Source organism: Mucilaginibacter pineti, assembly GCF_900101875.1.
In the GTDB taxonomy this organism is placed as follows: Bacteria; Bacteroidota; Bacteroidia; order Sphingobacteriales; family Sphingobacteriaceae; genus Mucilaginibacter; species Mucilaginibacter pineti.
Window position 1 is genome coordinate 202286 of sequence record NZ_FNAI01000001.1, and the last position, 15136, is coordinate 217421.

Below are 15136 nucleotides of genomic sequence, written 5' to 3' on the forward strand. Positions count from 1 at the left end.
ACAAATCACCATTAAATCACCAATTCACTAACTAAATAATGAAGTGCATTTTTAACTGGAGTGGCGGTAAGGATAGTGCCCTTGCGCTGTATCACTGCCTGCAAAACCCGGCTTTTGAGGTCAAATATCTTGTGACCACAATTAATGATGAAGCTGACCGGATCTCTATGCATGGAGTACGCACTGAGCTACTGATCAAACAGGCCGAAAGTATAGGTATTCCATTGTATCAGATTCGCTTGCCCGAGATGCCCGGAATGGCCGAATACGACGCGGTAATGAGGAAGCATTTAACCCATTTAAAAAATGAAGGGATCACACATTCTATATTCGGTGATATATTTCTGGAAGACTTGAAGGTTTATCGCGACACGAGGTTAAGTGAGATTGGTCTTACTGGGATCTATCCATTATGGAAACGCGACACCCGCGAACTGATTGGCGAATTTTTGAATTTAGGATTTGGTACCGTAATAGCTTGCGCCCAGGCAAAATTGAAGCACATTGTTGGAAAGGAGATAAGTCAAGAGCTTATAAATTCCCTGCCCGTTGACGTTGATGTTTGCGGCGAAAATGGGGAGTTTCACACCTTTGCTTTTAAAGGGCCGATTTTCAAAAATGAAATAAAATACAAAACCGGGGTAAAACTATTCAAAGAATACAAAGCCCCTAAAAATGCCAATGATTCTTGCAATGCAACAACCGATGAACAACCTGCCGGATTTTGGTATTGCGACCTTTTACTGGCTTAAATTTCAATTATTTGGCAATTTATGCCGCCAAATATAATTTTGTGTTTATACTTAAATAATTATATATCAATTTATTATTTTGTTTATATGATGTTATTGTTTCCTATTAGGTGTTGTTAATATAAATCAAAATTGAACCCCAATTGCAAATAGCCAAATTAAATTCTGTTTGTGTTTTTTATTGAGTTTAAATATCTGTAAATGAGTAACTTAAATATTAAAAGTTATAGCGATAGTATGCATCTTTAAAATCGGTGCGCATTTCTATAAAACGAGTGCCTACTTTCTTTAAAAACTCTTCGTCGAGCAATTCAAACACGCTGTTAACGCCATCGGTTAAATCCATTTCGGCAATTTTATAACTCTGCTCCAGGGTACCCTGCTCTATCTTCACAATAAACTTTTGGTTCATGTTGAGGATAGATATTTTGAAATCTGGGTGTGGCAGTTCGGCAATAATTCTCATATTTTAATTTTTTAACAAATCATTTAAAGGATCTTTTCCATTCAGTTTGCCAATGCTGGCAATAGGTATAAAACGGGCGAATAGTTCTTCGCTATACCAGTTTTCGCTGCGGGTAAGTTTTATTACTTCGGCATGTTCGCGGCTTTTGTAGGCAAAGGCTTTTACGTCATCAATACTTTTCCAAACCGAAAAGGTAGCCTGCCGGTAAACTGGCGCTTCGCCAATACCAAAAGATGTAATATATCCGGGCGCGTTGGTCATTAAATTGGCTACCTCATCCACATGGTTCCAGAAGTTTTTAAGTTTACTCATTCTGATGGTGGCCCGAGTAAGCACAGCAACCGGCCCGTTGTAATCTTTTATAGCTGGCTTGCCAAAAGGCTCCTTGCCATCCCATTTGCCATGACTTTGGATTGGTTGGCACAACAATGTCCATTTTTCGTACCCCAGGTGTCTCCACCAACCCGAAACAAATGAGTTGCTATAGAAACTGTCAAAATCTTCCCGACTTTCCCAGCAGGCCAATAAGCCCCATTGTTGCCAATCGGGCTGCAGATCAAAAGTGCCATTCCGCCCCGATCCCAGCAGTTTCCAAAAAGTACAGCCTTTCTGCAGCCACATCGGCAGGCGATGCAGCGCCATAGCCAGTAGTGCCAGGGGGATAAACAGTTTCCGATAACGAACTATAGTGAGGCTAACTATCATTACCTGCTAAATAAAAGATTTAATATGATATTCTGGAAATTTAGTGTCAAGTATCAAGATTTTGGATGTCAGGATGTAATATGATAGTCTATCTATCTGTTTATCTATTACTATTTATCCGATATCACTTTTGTTTTATAAGGGTAAAAAGTAGCTCTTGCTACTTGATACTAACTACTTGATACTATATTTGTGCTATGGCAGAGGATTTAAAAATTACCGCATCAACCGATAAAATTGAACAATATACTGCGCTGGTACCGCAAATTGAAGCTTTGCTTTACGGTGAGCCCGATTTGGTTGCTAATCTGGCAAACATCTGCGCGGCTTTAAAGGAGCAGTTCAAATGGTTTTGGGTGGGTTTTTATATAGTTAAGGAAAATGAACTTGTTTTAGGGCCGTTCCAGGGCCCGGTGGCCTGTACGCGCATTGGTTTGGGTAAAGGTGTTTGCGGCGCAGCATGGCAGCAGGCCAAAACGCTGATCGTGCCAGATGTTGACGCGTTTCCCGGCCATATTGCCTGCAGTTCACTTTCCCGTTCAGAAATTGTTGTGCCGGTTTTTTATAACAATAAAGTGGTTGCCGTGTTAGATGTTGACAGCGAACTGCTGGATCAGTTTGATGATACAGATGCGCAATACTTGGAACAAATTATTAAGCAGGTAAACTTTAATGAGTAAAATATTTTTAATTGCCGGTCTTGGCGCCGATACGCGTGTTTACAACAATATCGACCTGCACGAGCATGATGTAACACCGGTTGACTGGATTGAACCAAATAAACAGGATACGTTAAGTACATACGCGCAAAAGCTTATCCATCAATATAATATAACTCCCGGCTCTATTGTAATTGGTAACTCTTTAGGTGGGATGATAACTATTGAAATAAGCAAGCTCATTCCCATAAAAAAAGCTATTCTGATATCCAGTATAAAAACAAGCAACGAGGCTCCCTGGTACTTTAGCCTGTTCAGGAACCTGCCTGTTTATAAACTCATCCCCGGAAAATTATTTACTTCGATGGGTTTTATGGTGAAGCCATTGTTTGGCCACATGGGCACCGAAGACGCATGGCTTTTTAGCGACATGCTTAAAAATACATCTCCGGTTTTTGCAAAGTGGGCCATGGGCGCCATATTGCACTGGGAAAATAAATTAACACCCGCCGATACCTATCACATAACCGGCGATAAGGATCTGATATTTGATTACAAAAGAATTAAAGGTGCTACAATTGTTAAAGGCGGCACCCATATTATGATCTTCGACAAGGCCAACGAGATCAACAAAATCCTAAAACGTATCCTCAAAAAATGAAACTGACCGAAGATTATTACCTGGGCAACGATGTGGTAGCTATCAGTAAAAGCCTGTTGGGTAAGTATTTATTTACTTATATTGATGGTGTAATAACCGGTGGCTATATTGTTGAAACAGAGGCTTATAATGGCATAATAGACAAGGCTTCACATTCTTTTGGCAACCGCCAAACACCGCGTACTAAAACCATGTTTATGCAGGGCGGCATAGCTTACGTTTACCTATGCTACGGCATTCATGAAATGTTTAACGTGGTTACTTCTGTTGAGGGGCAGCCGCATGCTATCCTTATCCGCGCGGTTCACCCAACCGATGGTATTGAGGTTATGCAGGTTCGGCGTAATATGCAGGTTGTTAAGCCAAACATTACATCTGGGCCGGGTTCGGTTGCAAAGGCTTTTGGGATTTCGCGTAATGTTAATGCTATCAGTCTTCAAAGCGATACACTTTGGATTGAGGACAGGGGACTGAACTTTAGCGATGCGGACATTACCGCCTGCCCCCGTATAGGTGTTGCCTATGCTGCAGAAGATGCTTTGCTGCCTTATCGTTTTTATGTAAAAGGCGATATTTACGTTAGTAAACCTAATAAATAGGCTAATTAGCATTGGTCTTTTTTGTAATATTGACACATGAACTACCAGAACAGTTTAGCGTTCGCTATTGAGCGGGATCAGCAGGATCCCTTAAAAGATTTCAGAAAGCAGTTTTTAATACCTCAGCATAACGGCAAGGATGTAGTTTATCTGTGTGGTAATTCTTTGGGTCTTCAGCCATCGTCTGCAAGTAAGTACATAAATGATCAGTTAAGTAACTGGCAAAACCTGGCGGTTGAGGGCTGGTTTCAGGGCGATGATCCATGGTTGGAATATCATAAGTCTTTAGCAATTTCCGTTTCAAAGATAGTTGGTGCTAAAGAAAGTGAAGTTACGGTGATGAATTCGCTTACAGTAAATCTTCATTTACTAATGGTAAGTTTCTATAAACCAAATAGTAAACGATATAAAATATTGATGGAAGGCGGTGCTTTCCCATCAGATCAATATGCGGTTGAGAGCCAGGTGAGGTTTCACGGTTTTGATCCTAAAGATGCCGTTATTGAGATTTTCCCTCGTGAGGGCGAAGTGACTTTACGTACCGAAGATATCATTCAACAGATCAGGGATAATGCGGATGAAGTTGCTTTAGTGCTTTTTGCCGGGATAAATTACTACACGGGGCAGTTTTTTGATTTACAGGCGATAACAAAAGCTGGCCATGATGCCGGTGCATATGTCGGCTTCGATCTGGCGCACGCAGCGGGTAATGTACCCCTGCAATTACATGATTGGGGGGGCGATTTTGCCTGCTGGTGCTCCTACAAATACATGAACTCGGGCCCGGGCGGTATAAGCGGTGTTTTTGTGCATGAAAAACATTTTAATAACCAGCAACTCGACCGCTTTGCTGGTTGGTGGGGCTACCGTGCAGATAAGCGTTTTCTAATGGCTCCAGGCTTCGAAGCCGCCAACGGTGCCAACGGATGGCAGGTAAGTACGGCCCCAATATTGCTCCAGGCTTTATTTAAAGCCTCTATGGCTATTTTTGATTCCGCGGCGGGTATTTGTAGGCTCCGTGAGAAAAGCCTCGCTTTAACGGGTTATTTAGAGTTCTTAATAGGGCAGATCAATAAACAGCAAGGCGAGGAGGTGTTCAGGATCATAACACCTGCAAATCCGCATGAGCGTGGTTGTCAGTTATCAGTTGTGTGTTTGCGAAATGCCAAGGCCATTTTTCAATACTTAGCCAACAACGGCGTAATAGGCGATTGGCGCGAACCCGATGTTATCCGATTAAGCCCCGTGCCGCTTTATAATACTTTTGAGGATGTTTATCACACCGGAAAACAGCTGCTCGCTGCAATAGCGCAATAAAGTGTTTGGACAAGGCCAGGGGAGTTTTTGAATTTTGAATTTTTACTTTTGACTTAACAAGATGGTTTACTATAACCCCAAAGAATGGTTTTCGTTTATTTTCAGGTTAAACAAGGCCGATACGCTGCGGGAGCTTTTTCCGCTGATATTGGCTGTAAGCGCCTACGCGGGCATTGTTACCTACCTGCTCATAGATTTCTGGAAACTCCCCGATACAAGTATGCTGCGCAAGGTGAGTTATATTCACCAGACCATCGGGTTTGTGTTTTCATTGCTGCTGGCCTTTCGTATCAATTCGGCCTATGATCGCTGGTGGGAAGGCCGTAAGATCTGGGGAAGCCTCACTAATAACAGCCGTAACCTGGCCATTAAGCTAAAGTATCTTGTTAATGATACCGACGCGGCATTTTTTAATTACGCCATCCCGCTTTACGCCCGCTCACTGAGGAACCATTTACGTGATGTTTTTGTAGCAGAGGAGCAGCAGTTTATCAGTATCGACAAGGATAAACATGTGCCCAACCAGGTTGCATCGGCCATTATTAAAAATGTTTATCGACTTAATAAAGAAGGTGTTATCAACCCAGAGCAATTGATTAGTTTGACTGCCGAAATAACCTCGTTTACAGATATTTGCGGTGCTTGCGAAAGGATCAAAAAAACGCCCATCCCGTTTTCCTACAGCGTATTTATCAAGAAGTTTATCTTTACCTACATCATGACTTTGCCTTTTACCTGGGCGTTTGACCTGAAGTATTTTCTTATACCCATCATTGGTTTTGTGCTGTTTGTTTTTGCCAGTATCGAGCTACTGGCAGAAGAGATTGAAGATCCATTTGGTAACGATGCCAACGACCTGCCACTTGACAACATCTGCGAAAATATTCAGAAACACATAGGCGAAATTTTAGCTTAGCAAGTAATGTTAAAGATTGCTTATGATCCTATATATGCGCATCCGCTGCCCGAAGGGCATAGGTTTCCGATGCTCAAATATGAGCTGATTCCGGCGCAGTTGCTGCATGAGGGCGTCATAACCCGTGAAAGTTTATTCTCCCCTGGATTGCTTGATGAAGCTATTATTCTGAAAACCCACAACGAAAACTACTGGCAGCAATTACGTGATCTGACTCTTTCTGATAAGGAACAGCGGCGGATTGGCTTTCCTTTATCGGCCCGTTTGGTAGAGCGGGAAATAAGGATTGCCAAAGGTACCATCGATGGTTGCAGGTTTGCGTTTGACAATGGCGTCGCTTTTAATGTAGCCGGAGGGACGCATCATGCAGGTACTAACTGGGGCGAAGGCTTTTGTATGCTGAACGATCAGGCAATAGCGGCTAATTATTTGTTAGCTAATAAATTAGCAGCATCTATATTAATAATTGATTTAGATGTTCACCAAGGAAATGGCACCGCTCAGATCTTTGAAAATGAGAGGCGGGTGTTCACCTTCTCAATGCACGGCGCCAATAATTTCCCATCCCGAAAGGAAACCTCAGATTTAGATATCCCCCTTGCTGATGGTATTGAAGGAGATGAATTTCTTCGTATCCTGAAAGAAACCCTGCCCAGATTGATCAGCCAGCAGAAGCCCGATTTTATATTCTACCTGGCCGGAGTAGATGTTTTAGGTACCGATAAACTTGGCAAACTTGCCCTAAGCCGCGAGGCCTGTAAAGCCCGCGATCAGTTTGTTTTTGAGCAATGCATTGCCAATAATATTCCGGTGCAGGTAAGTATGGGCGGTGGTTACTCGCCGCAGATCAGGGACATTGTAGAGGCACATTGCAATACCTTTAAAGTGGCTTCCGATCTGTATTTTTAATCTTTAGCTTCGATAAACACCGTTTTATCCCGATGGTTTTTGCTGATGAGGTTGAAGCGGATAAACAGGAGTATAGAAGCTGTTGCCAACCCAAGTACCAATCCGTACCATACGCCATAAACCCCTAATTGAAACTTAATACCCAGCAGGTAACCAACGGGTAGTCCCAACACCCAATAGGCTAAAAAGGTAATAAACGTAGGGACATTAACATCGCCCATGCCGCGTAAAACTCCAAGTCCCACAACCTGTGTACCATCGAATAACTGGAAGAATGCTACAATGATAAGTAGCTGTACAGTAATTGCTATTACGCTTTCATCTGAAGTATATATCCACGGTAAAAGGTGTCTGCCCAGCAAGAATAGTACTGCGGTAATACTCATGAAAACCAACACGATATGATAATTGGATATGGCAGCTAACCGTAAATTTTTATGATCACCGGAGCCAAAATAGTTCCCTGATTTTATAGCCGCCGCCGCCGATATACCGCTTGCCATCATATAGGTCATGGCGGCCAAACTGATAGCAACCTGGTGAGCAGCTTGCGGAACTAGGCCAATAGTACCCACCAAAATAGCCGCGCCACCAAACGCGCTTATCTCAAACGTATATTGCATAGCCACCGGCGCGCCAATTTTCATGATCTGTATACCACGCAATCTGTCAATATTTCTAATGCTGAAATCTTTTAAATATTTCCTGAAGTTTGCCGATTTGAAAACGTAGAAAGCCATCACTATCGACATTAAACAACGATCGATAAGGGTGCTGTAACCTACACCTTTTATCCCCATTGGCTGTACGCCAAACAATCCCTTTACAAAGATGATACCCAGGCAAATATTAAGCAAATTACCCCATATGGAGATATACATGGCCTGCTTGGTAAAACCCAAACCCTCGGCAAACTGCTTAAACGTATTGAACAGCAGGAGGGGGATAAGTGATAAACTAAGCAGCAACAAATATGGCTTTGCCTCGGTAACCACCTGCGGCGACTGATCCAAATGGCCTATGAGTAGCATAGTGCCAAAGTATATCAGCGCAAATAAAAGTATGCCGCTTAACATATTCAAAAACAGACTGTTGGATAGCAATTGTCCGCATTCTTTATCATCTCCTCTGCCGTTATTTTGCGCAATTAAGGGCGTTAATCCGTAGGAGATACCCATTCCTATAACCAACGGCACCATAAAAAGGCTGTTTACCAGTGATACGGCCGCTAATGAAACTGTGCCTGCAAAATGACCCACAATTATGGTATCGGATGTTTGAACCAACGTGTGCCCAAGTTGTGATATCACTACCGGGATGGCCAGTTTTAAACTTTCGGCATAGTACGGTTTGTATTTCAGGTATACGGCTTTCATAATTCAGATGCAGGGCTGCAAAAGTAAATAATAAGCCGGTAAACTACGCCATCAGCAGGCGGTATAAAACTCTTCTTTTTCGGTTGTATGGATACGGATAAGGCCCGAGAGGATCAAATCAACCAGGATTCGCTGGGTGCGGCGCCTTCCCATTTTAAGCAGCTCACTGCACTCTTTTATGGTGATATGGTTGGTTTGCTGCAAGTAGCTGAGTAATGTTTTTTCATTATCGGAGTACTCAATTAATACGCCCTGATCGCTGGAAGAGCGTTTTAGCACCTCCAGGACAATTTTACTTGCCAACACGCTTTTGTCCTTAACCCGCACGTAGGCCCACCATTTTCCGTCTTCGGCAAGGGCGTAATGGGGCTTTAGCTCGCTGGCTAAGGTATCTACAACCAGCACCAGCTTATCATCTACATATATCTCTTCAAATATAGGCTCAAGTGCGGGACGGGCAAACATGTGCGCCGCGCGGGTAATCATATAGCGTTCCTCATCCTCAGATTTCACGCCTTTTATGGTGCCATCGTCGGCAACGCCAATTAGTAGCTTGCCGCCCCGGTTATTGGCGAATGAAACCATTGTACGGGCTATTTTCTCGCAGCTGGTAATGGTTTTTTTAAAATCGAGTGTTACGCTTTCTCCTTCAAAAATCAGTTTTTTGATGTTCATTTTTAGCTCCTTGACTTTTTAAACTAATTATTGAGGTTTACTGTATGGGGTAAATATTTCCATCCACCTTTCGGGCTTTATTATTTGTGTAAAACCAAACTGGCTGTACAATCCCTGGGCATCGGCGGTAGCCAGCGACCAACGCCTTAATCCCTGCATATCACTATGATTTACAATGGTTTGCACCAGCCATTTCGACAATCCTTTTTTGCGGAAAGTGGCCAGGATAAACACATCGCATATATAAGCAAAGGTAGCATTGTCTGTAATTACCCGTGCAAAGCCCACTTGTTTATCGGCCTCGTATACGCCAAAACATAAGGAATTAGCGATGGCTTTTTCCAGCTTCTCCCGCGGGATTCCCTGTGCCCAATACGATTCATCATTTAAATAATTATATATCATATCAACATCAAGTAATGCTTTATCGGTTGATATTTTGTAGCCTTTTTTAATAAAGGCTTCGTCGTTCATAAAAACAGTCATCGGTTAATAATTTCTTTCGTCAGCAGTCGTCAGTATGGTGTCAGCAACCGTCAATAGGTCGTCAGCAGCCGTCAGTATGGCGTCAGTAGTCATCAGTAGGTCGTCAGCAGTCGTCAGTATGTTGTCAGTATGTTGTCAATGGTCGTCAGTTGGTGATACATTGGTGTCAACAAAATTTAAGTTTCGTACATACACTTCGTTCATTAGCGATACGCATATTTCGCCATCTTTATTGTAAATATCAATAGGGTAGTGGCCGGTATATTTTCCCACGGTATTTAAAATGGTTTCGGCGGCGGCAATATCATCATTATTTAAACTGATCTTAAAATGCAGATCGGTTAAGCCGGGCTTGATGTATTGTATGGCCGATGATTTTGACCATGCTATTAACTTGTAACCCTTATGGCTAAATAGCTGGTGAAACAGCAAAGGATAAAACGGATCGGCGGCGGCAAAAATTGTTCCGCCAAAAATGGACTTGTTATAGTTTTTATTTAAAAAACTTTTCTTAATCCTCACCTCAACACCTTTGTACCCTTTATCAAATTTAACCACCCAAATACGCTGGAAAAGGAGGGGAGGGTATAGGCGCATTACCCATTTTAACATTCCTTCGGATACAACCATAGTGCTTAAATATCAGAAAATATTGTTTAATTACTTTACACTGCGAGCAAATTATCCTAAACAATATGGCCGGTGTGCGGTTAGTACTATGTTCATTAACAATTTTGACATTTAATATAAAACACATAACTATGAAAAAGCAAATTTTAAGTCTTGCACTTGTCGCGGCGATGATTGGTGCAATTGCAACTGGTTGCGGTTCAGAAAAAAAAGCAAGCGATGGTTCTGATAGTACAAAAATGGACTCAGCATCAACCGCTGCACCGGTAACCGATACCACTAAAAAAGACAGCACTAAAACTGATACCGCTAAAAAAGATACATCAAAGTCTAAGATGTAGTTTCAGTCTTGTAAATTATAAAAACGCCCGGGATCTGTTTGATCCGGGCGTTTTTTCTTTTGTGTTGATTGTTAAAAAGCCGATTTTATAACACCGCCGTCGGCCCGTAAGGTGGCGCCGTTGGTAGCTGACGATAGCGGACTTGCCACAAACGTTACCAAGCTGGCAATTTCATCTGGTTGTATAAAACGTTTAATGATGGATGTTCCGCGCATGTTTTCAAAAAATTCCTTTTCTACATCGGCATTACTCAACCCTTTGTCGTTGGCCAGTGCGGTTATGAAATCGCCTACACCTTCAGAAAGTGTTGGCCCGGGCAGTATGGTGTTTACGGTAACTGCGGTATGCTTTGTAAGCTCGGCCAGGCCGCGTGCTACTGCAATTTGTGCAGTTTTTGTCATGCCGTAATGAATCATCTCGGCAGGGATCTGGTAAGCTGATTCGCTGGAGATAAAAATTATGCGGCCCCAGTTATTGCTGATCATCTTATCGAAATAAGCGCGCGACAAGCGCACACCGCTTAAAACGTTCACTTCGTAAAAACGCAGCCAGTCATCGTCTGTTATAGCCGCAAATTCTTTGGGTTCAAAAATACCTACGTTATTAACTAAAATATCTACAGCGGGTAACTGTGCAATTAAATTTTCAACCTGGCTTTTGTCTGCAAAATCGGCAGCAATGCCTTTGATGTTTTGGTTGCCGGTTTCGGCCTTTAATTTCTCAATCGCCTTATCAATTTTATTTTTATCACGACCGTTTATATATAATTCAACGCCTTCATTAGCCAATGATTTGGCGATAGCATAACCAATGCCGGCCGTTGATCCGGTTACCAGGGCAACCTTGCCATTAAGTTTAAGATCCATCGTTTATAATTTAAAATGTGTGTGTTTTTAAGTAAACACCACAAGCATGATACCGTTTTATGCCGCTGTCAGGTTTTAATATAAAAGATGTATAAACGTTGACAAATCCTAATGGTTATGCCAAAATCCAGTATGTGTGAATTATCGTTTACCCTGTAACGTTATCCTAATCAACGTCATCAACTGGCTCCCAAAGCTCAATAATGTTTCCTTCCGGATCCAGCACATGTACGAATTTGCCATATTCATATTCTGCAATCTCATCAATAATGGTTACGTTGTCTTTTTTTAGTTCATCTACCAGCGCAACGATATTTTCTACCCGGTAATTGATCATAAATGGCTTGGCCGACGGATTGAAATGTTTGCTATCCTGTGGAAACGTACTCCAGGTTGTGGATCCTTTTTTCGACGGATCGTCGTCCTGTCGCCATTCAAACGTTGCCCCGTATCCACTGTTAGGCAACCCAAGGTTTTTTGTGTACCATTCGTTCATCCCTTTCGGATTATCGCATTTAAAAAAGACGCCACCAATACCCGTTACTTTTTTCATATTTAAACGTGTTGTGAAATTAAAAAATGATATAAAAACAGAAGAAAAAGCTTTATATTATATTGGTAGCCTTTATAGCAATTTCCATCTATTTTTACACATTACCAAATCTGTTTTAAAATCTTCTATTAATGCCTGATGAACGTTTTAATGGCACAACATATTTAGCTTAATAATTAAAAGCCTTCCATATAAAACACATTAAACTTATGCCCATCCGGGTCGGCAAAAACAAAACCATAATATCCGTTGCCAAATTCTTCGGGCTTAGAAATAATTTTTCCGCCAGCTTTTTCAACTTCTTTTTCCCATTTATTCACCTGATCTACGCTTTGGGCCGAAAGTGTGAACATAACTCCGTTTGCAGTTTGCGAATCGGCTATTTCAATTTTCATGTTGGTTTTGAGGATGTCTTTTAAAAAAAAGTGCATTACAAAATCATTTTCGCCAACAACAAAACTTGTCAATTCGTTAGAGCTACGGGTGTTGTTACATTTAAATCCTAATTCGGTATAAAATTTTGTTGTTCGCTCTAAATCGCTTACGGCTAAATTTGACCATATCATTTTTGGATTCATAATTCTATTTTTTGATAAGTTATTTGTTTATAAACTGTTTAAACAAAATTATTGTTTGGATAGATAACTATTACGGTACGAAAACGACATTTAAACTGCTATTTGCGGCAGTTAGTGCAAATAGCCGTTTAAATGAAAAATATGTAAAGGCCTTAAAAAATGGCACAATGTAATTATTCCCATAATTAACATTATGTTAAGTAGTATATTCAAAAGAAGAGGAGATTCTTGTGAAACCTCCTCTTCTGATAATGTTTTATTGAGCGCTGCCAGCTAAGGCATCAATTTGTTTTTTGATGGATGCTGCATTGGCATCATCTTTTTTACCTAAATAATAGGTTCTTAAGTTTGTTAATGCATCAACCGATTTTGGTTGTAATTCAACCGCTTTTACCAGGTATGGTTTTGCAAGGTCGAACTGTGCGTTTGCTTTGGCAATTGCTGCATCGTATTCTTTTTGTTTGTTTGCAGGTAATTTATTTGCTGCATTGTAAGAATCAATTGCAGGGTTAAGTATTACGTAACCTAAATTTAAATTAGCTTCAAAATAGTTAGGATCAAGCTCTACTGCTTTTTTGTACATTTCTGCCGATTTATTGTAAGCTTCAACTTTTTGTGCCTGTAAAGTAGCTTTGGTTGCTGCATCTTTAGCTTTGCCTTGTTCTTTAACAATAGCTTCTGCCGTTTGTGAATAAGTTAAACCAGCATAGTAATACAAGGTTTTATTTTTAGGATCGGCCGCTAACGCTGTTTGTATTTTTTCTACAATTTCTTTTTGCTTGTTTGCCGCAAGGCTTATTTCAATTTCTCTTTTGCGCAAATCAAGGTTGTTTGGATATTTAGCTACACCATCGGCAACAATTTTAAGTGCGCCTGTGGTATCCTTGCTTGCCAGGTAAACTGATGACAGATCAACATATGCAGTTTGTACCTTTGAGTAATTTGTGGTAAGCAATTTGGTGTAGTTTGCTATAGCCGCAGGGTAATTTTTAGCGTTTGATGCTGCTAAACCTGTGTAATAAATAGCGTTGGTATCTTCTGGCAAAACGGTACGGTAGTAATCAAATGAATGATAAGCTAAATCGTATTTACCGGCCTGGTATTCTGCAACACCTTTGGTAAGCTGGTATTGTGCAAGGTTTACTGTACCTGTGTGTATATATCCTTTGCTTTCGCCTTTGGTATCAAGTTCAGTTGCTTTTTTCAATGCTTCATCGGCAGTGGTAAACAATGGAAATGATGTTGCAGGTACACTATCCTGTACGGCCAAGCATGAATAAATAACACCTTTTAAGGCGTATGTTTGTGGTAAAGCGGCTGTTTTTTCGTTTGCTGCTGCTTTATCAATTGACGTTTTAGCATTTGTAAGGCTGGTATTAGCCATTGCAATCATCAATTTTTGACCTCTTAATCCTTCATATTTTTCATATTCGGATTTTGCGTTGTTTAACTCCCCTTTTTGCGCAAACGCTGTTGCCGAAACCAAGCCCAGAAGGCCCGCCATCAAAAGTTTGATTTTCATGTTATTAATTGGTTAGCTGTTTTAGTTTATTGTTTACTTTATCTAATTGCTCTTTATTGGTGGTTTTGGTATAAACAAGCTGCAATGCCTGTAATCCCTTTACGTTTGCTGGCGATAGCTCGTTTGCCTTTTCAAGCCATTGTACTGCTTTGCCCAGGTTTTTAATTTCCTCGTCTTGCTGTTGGCCAATGGTGCTTTTCTTTAAATAAAGCAACCCTAAATTAAATACCGGCTCGTATGCCGATCCGTTTAACTCAATAGTTTGCAAATAAAGCGCTTCTGCCTTATCGTATTTATTTAAATGATCATAACATGAAGCTGCAACAAATGCAATATCGGCGTTATTTGCATTCATGTCAAGTACAGATCCTATTAGTGGCTGTAACGATTTGTAGTCCTTTATATTATTATAAATGTTTGCCTCGTCAAGCAATAAAAACCTATCGGCAGGTACCAGCCTTCTCCCCTTTTGCAAAACCTGCAGCGCTTTTACCGTATCGCCAAGTGATTTGTAAATGTTTGATGCTGTTTCAATATACTCGGCACGGGTACTGTCAACGGCTAATAAATTGCTGTAATATTTGGCGGCATCAACCAGGTTGCCCATTTTATTGTTGGAGTAAGCAATATAATCGGTAATGGGTTTAAAATTGGGGGCGTACTTGCGTGCGTTCTCAAATGCCTGTCTGCCGTTGGCAAAGTCGGAGTTGTTTACAAATTCAAAGCCACGGCGAATAAAGGTGTTAGCCAGGCAGCGCTTAGCATAGTCAAGCTCAGGTTGAAATTTGTAGATCTTGCTATGAGCCGTCAGTTTGTCAACCAATGCGGCTGTTTCCGGAAGTAAGTTTGGTGATTGCCCCAGCTTATTTGCCGAGTCGATATACAAAATGCTCGAATTGGCTAATGCACGGTAAATATTCTTTTCCAGATCGGCCGAGTCTTTTCTTGAAACCACCAAACTATCGGCTGATTTTTTTGCCGCGCTCAGGTATTTCAGGTCGCTATACTTTTTATAGTAAGCCAAATCGTTAACTACAACCTTTAGCGCTTCCTTTTGGGCAAACGCAAAGGTTGTAGTAATAAATGGTAATAAAACCGATAACAGGATTTTACGGTTCTGCATAT

At 41.2% G+C, this 15136-nt stretch carries 19 protein-coding genes; 8 read left to right on the top strand and 11 right to left on the bottom strand.

The features are described from left to right. Nucleotides 1-38 precede the first annotated feature (38 nt). Nucleotides 39-752 (top strand): Dph6-related ATP pyrophosphatase, encoded by a 714-nt coding sequence (locus BLS59_RS00720; protein WP_091142567.1) that lies wholly within the window; start codon nucleotides 39-41, stop codon nucleotides 750-752. Between the two features lie 217 nt (nucleotides 753-969). On the opposite strand, the gene BLS59_RS00725 is transcribed toward BLS59_RS00720, so the two are convergent. Further along, the gene (locus BLS59_RS00725; RefSeq protein ID WP_091142571.1) at nucleotides 970-1218 is read right to left on the bottom strand and encodes a hypothetical protein; all 249 of its coding nucleotides are present in this window, start codon (nucleotides 1216-1218) and stop codon (nucleotides 970-972) included. 3 nt (nucleotides 1219-1221) lie between these two features. Next, nucleotides 1222-1923, bottom strand: a complete 702-nt coding sequence (locus BLS59_RS00730) for a DUF3291 domain-containing protein (RefSeq protein WP_091142575.1) — start codon at nucleotides 1921-1923, stop codon at nucleotides 1222-1224. Nucleotides 1924-2120: 197 nt separating this feature from the next. Between BLS59_RS00730 and BLS59_RS00735 the strand changes: the two genes are divergently transcribed. The 6 genes from BLS59_RS00735 to BLS59_RS00760 all read left to right on the top strand — a co-directional run bounded on the left by BLS59_RS00735 (nucleotide 2121) and on the right by BLS59_RS00760 (nucleotide 6984). Further along, on the top strand, nucleotides 2121-2603 hold the full coding sequence (locus BLS59_RS00735; RefSeq protein ID WP_091142578.1) for a GAF domain-containing protein: 483 nt from the start codon (nucleotides 2121-2123) through the stop codon (nucleotides 2601-2603). Continuing rightward, on the top strand, nucleotides 2596-3243 hold the full coding sequence (locus BLS59_RS00740) for an alpha/beta hydrolase (protein WP_091142582.1): 648 nt from the start codon (nucleotides 2596-2598) through the stop codon (nucleotides 3241-3243). The genes BLS59_RS00735 and BLS59_RS00740 overlap by 8 nt, the downstream gene beginning before the upstream one ends. Then, on the top strand, nucleotides 3240-3842 hold the full coding sequence (locus BLS59_RS00745; RefSeq protein ID WP_091142586.1) for a DNA-3-methyladenine glycosylase: 603 nt from the start codon (nucleotides 3240-3242) through the stop codon (nucleotides 3840-3842). Before BLS59_RS00740 ends, BLS59_RS00745 begins: the two co-directional genes overlap by 4 nt. A gap of 36 nt (nucleotides 3843-3878) precedes the next feature. Continuing rightward, nucleotides 3879-5159, top strand: a complete 1281-nt coding sequence (kynU, locus tag BLS59_RS00750; RefSeq protein WP_091142590.1) for a kynureninase — start codon at nucleotides 3879-3881, stop codon at nucleotides 5157-5159. 61 nt (nucleotides 5160-5220) lie between these two features. After that, nucleotides 5221-6075: a bestrophin family protein gene (locus tag BLS59_RS00755; protein ID WP_091142594.1), complete on the top strand. Its 855-nt coding sequence runs from the start codon at nucleotides 5221-5223 to the stop codon at nucleotides 6073-6075. A 6-nt stretch (nucleotides 6076-6081) separates the two neighbouring features. Continuing rightward, entirely contained in the window at nucleotides 6082-6984 is a 903-nt protein-coding gene (locus BLS59_RS00760) for a histone deacetylase family protein (protein ID WP_091142598.1), read from the top strand. On the opposite strand, the gene BLS59_RS00765 is transcribed toward BLS59_RS00760, so the two are convergent. From BLS59_RS00765 to BLS59_RS00780, 4 genes are all read right to left on the bottom strand, one after another. Continuing rightward, nucleotides 6981-8360 carry an MATE family efflux transporter gene (locus tag BLS59_RS00765; RefSeq protein WP_091142602.1) on the bottom strand — a complete coding sequence of 460 codons (1380 nt, stop codon included), beginning with the start codon at nucleotides 8358-8360 and terminating at the stop codon, nucleotides 6981-6983. The two genes, BLS59_RS00760 and BLS59_RS00765, sit on opposite strands and share 4 nt — an antisense overlap. A 51-nt stretch (nucleotides 8361-8411) precedes the next feature. Next, nucleotides 8412-9035 (bottom strand): AlbA family DNA-binding domain-containing protein, encoded by a 624-nt coding sequence (locus BLS59_RS00770; protein ID WP_091142605.1) that lies wholly within the window; start codon nucleotides 9033-9035, stop codon nucleotides 8412-8414. Nucleotides 9036-9062: 27 nt separating this feature from the next. Then, nucleotides 9063-9521 (bottom strand): GNAT family N-acetyltransferase, encoded by a 459-nt coding sequence (locus BLS59_RS00775; protein ID WP_091142609.1) that lies wholly within the window; start codon nucleotides 9519-9521, stop codon nucleotides 9063-9065. 135 nt (nucleotides 9522-9656) lie between these two features. Continuing rightward, on the bottom strand, nucleotides 9657-10151 hold the full coding sequence (locus tag BLS59_RS00780) for a DUF4442 domain-containing protein (protein ID WP_091142612.1): 495 nt from the start codon (nucleotides 10149-10151) through the stop codon (nucleotides 9657-9659). 131 nt (nucleotides 10152-10282) lie between these two features. Here BLS59_RS00780 and BLS59_RS00785 point away from each other — a divergent pair, with 131 nt between their 5' ends. Then, nucleotides 10283-10492, top strand: coding sequence for a hypothetical protein (locus tag BLS59_RS00785; RefSeq protein WP_091142616.1), 210 nt, complete (start codon nucleotides 10283-10285; stop codon nucleotides 10490-10492). A 71-nt stretch (nucleotides 10493-10563) separates the two neighbouring features. On the opposite strand, the gene BLS59_RS00790 is transcribed toward BLS59_RS00785, so the two are convergent. The 5 genes from BLS59_RS00790 to BLS59_RS00810 form a co-directional block, all read right to left on the bottom strand. Continuing rightward, nucleotides 10564-11358: an SDR family NAD(P)-dependent oxidoreductase gene (locus tag BLS59_RS00790; RefSeq protein WP_091142619.1), complete on the bottom strand. Its 795-nt coding sequence runs from the start codon at nucleotides 11356-11358 to the stop codon at nucleotides 10564-10566. 166 nt (nucleotides 11359-11524) lie between these two features. Continuing rightward, nucleotides 11525-11911, bottom strand: coding sequence for a VOC family protein (locus tag BLS59_RS00795; protein WP_091142623.1), 387 nt, complete (start codon nucleotides 11909-11911; stop codon nucleotides 11525-11527). 176 nt (nucleotides 11912-12087) lie between these two features. Continuing rightward, nucleotides 12088-12489 (bottom strand): VOC family protein, encoded by a 402-nt coding sequence (locus tag BLS59_RS00800; RefSeq protein WP_091142626.1) that lies wholly within the window; start codon nucleotides 12487-12489, stop codon nucleotides 12088-12090. Between the two features lie 256 nt (nucleotides 12490-12745). Beyond that, the gene (locus BLS59_RS00805) at nucleotides 12746-14011 is read right to left on the bottom strand and encodes a tetratricopeptide repeat protein (protein WP_091142630.1); all 1266 of its coding nucleotides are present in this window, start codon (nucleotides 14009-14011) and stop codon (nucleotides 12746-12748) included. A 4-nt stretch (nucleotides 14012-14015) separates the two neighbouring features. Further along, nucleotides 14016-15134: a tetratricopeptide repeat protein gene (locus tag BLS59_RS00810; protein ID WP_091142634.1), complete on the bottom strand. Its 1119-nt coding sequence runs from the start codon at nucleotides 15132-15134 to the stop codon at nucleotides 14016-14018. Nucleotides 15135-15136: the final 2 nt, after the last annotated feature.

Coding starts and splice junctions, on each gene's coding strand:
- BLS59_RS00720 (WP_091142567.1), top strand. CDS start 39: ATGAAGTGCATTTTTAACTGGAGTGGCGGTAAGGATAGTGCCCTTGCG.
- BLS59_RS00725 (WP_091142571.1), bottom strand. CDS start 1,218: ATGAGAATTATTGCCGAACTGCCACACCCAGATTTCAAAATATCTATC.
- BLS59_RS00730 (WP_091142575.1), bottom strand. CDS start 1,923: ATGATAGTTAGCCTCACTATAGTTCGTTATCGGAAACTGTTTATCCCC.
- BLS59_RS00735 (WP_091142578.1), top strand. CDS start 2,121: ATGGCAGAGGATTTAAAAATTACCGCATCAACCGATAAAATTGAACAA.
- BLS59_RS00740 (WP_091142582.1), top strand. CDS start 2,596: ATGAGTAAAATATTTTTAATTGCCGGTCTTGGCGCCGATACGCGTGTT.
- BLS59_RS00745 (WP_091142586.1), top strand. CDS start 3,240: ATGAAACTGACCGAAGATTATTACCTGGGCAACGATGTGGTAGCTATC.
- kynU (WP_091142590.1), top strand. CDS start 3,879: ATGAACTACCAGAACAGTTTAGCGTTCGCTATTGAGCGGGATCAGCAG.
- BLS59_RS00755 (WP_091142594.1), top strand. CDS start 5,221: ATGGTTTACTATAACCCCAAAGAATGGTTTTCGTTTATTTTCAGGTTA.
- BLS59_RS00760 (WP_091142598.1), top strand. CDS start 6,082: ATGTTAAAGATTGCTTATGATCCTATATATGCGCATCCGCTGCCCGAA.
- BLS59_RS00765 (WP_091142602.1), bottom strand. CDS start 8,360: ATGAAAGCCGTATACCTGAAATACAAACCGTACTATGCCGAAAGTTTA.
- BLS59_RS00770 (WP_091142605.1), bottom strand. CDS start 9,035: ATGAACATCAAAAAACTGATTTTTGAAGGAGAAAGCGTAACACTCGAT.
- BLS59_RS00775 (WP_091142609.1), bottom strand. CDS start 9,521: ATGACTGTTTTTATGAACGACGAAGCCTTTATTAAAAAAGGCTACAAA.
- BLS59_RS00780 (WP_091142612.1), bottom strand. CDS start 10,151: ATGGTTGTATCCGAAGGAATGTTAAAATGGGTAATGCGCCTATACCCT.
- BLS59_RS00785 (WP_091142616.1), top strand. CDS start 10,283: ATGAAAAAGCAAATTTTAAGTCTTGCACTTGTCGCGGCGATGATTGGT.
- BLS59_RS00790 (WP_091142619.1), bottom strand. CDS start 11,358: ATGGATCTTAAACTTAATGGCAAGGTTGCCCTGGTAACCGGATCAACG.
- BLS59_RS00795 (WP_091142623.1), bottom strand. CDS start 11,911: ATGAAAAAAGTAACGGGTATTGGTGGCGTCTTTTTTAAATGCGATAAT.
- BLS59_RS00800 (WP_091142626.1), bottom strand. CDS start 12,489: ATGAATCCAAAAATGATATGGTCAAATTTAGCCGTAAGCGATTTAGAG.
- BLS59_RS00805 (WP_091142630.1), bottom strand. CDS start 14,011: ATGAAAATCAAACTTTTGATGGCGGGCCTTCTGGGCTTGGTTTCGGCA.
- BLS59_RS00810 (WP_091142634.1), bottom strand. CDS start 15,134: ATGCAGAACCGTAAAATCCTGTTATCGGTTTTATTACCATTTATTACT.